The organism is Actinomyces sp. S6-Spd3 (genome assembly GCF_000758755.1).
GTDB lineage: Bacteria > Actinomycetota > Actinomycetes > Actinomycetales > Actinomycetaceae > Pauljensenia.
The window spans coordinates 1-563 of record NZ_JRMV01000213.1 but is presented as its reverse complement, the minus strand read 5'-3'; the positions used below and the strand labels follow the sequence as shown (position 1 = coordinate 563).

The 563-nt window shown below is 51.7% G+C and carries 1 tRNA gene; it reads left to right on the top strand.

The features are described from left to right. Positions 1-50 precede the first annotated feature (50 nt). Positions 51-140: transfer RNA gene (locus HMPREF1627_RS01800), tRNA-Ser, on the top strand. The last annotated feature ends 423 nt before the right edge of the window (positions 141-563 follow it).

Here is a 563-nt window from a genome sequence, read left to right as displayed (position 1 = left end):
TGGCAAGTTTCAGGGTTTAAGTAAAACCGGGTTACACTAGGGAATCATCAGGAGGGTTGACCGAGCGGCCGAAGGTGACGGTCTTGAAAACCGTTGTGTCCTCACGGGCACCAAGGGTTCAAATCCCTTACCCTCCGCCATGAAACCCGCGCTATTGCGCGGGTTTCGTTTATACCCCGGCGTCTGCCTGTAAGCGGTCTGCGATCGAGAGTGCATGCCCCAGTGCGGCGACTTTAACGCCTATCTGGAGACCGGCGCGGCGGCTTATAGTCCGTTTTTCGGGTTGTTGTTGCCTGAGCGTTTGTGCCATCGTATAGGACTTAAGGTATACATACGTGCGATTGAGGGTTGATTGGACATATCGAAGATTCTCTTTGTTAGCCTAAAAACGCGCTGAGACGAAGCTGTCGAAGGCGAATTATTAGAGCTGGCACGTGTACAGGGTTGTGCATGTGACTAAGGGGAAAGATAATAGTGAAACTCAAACCACTTTCTTATAGCGCTGCTGCGTTGTCAGTATTTGCCCTTGTATTTGGGGCTGCGGTTCCCGCCTATGCGGAAGA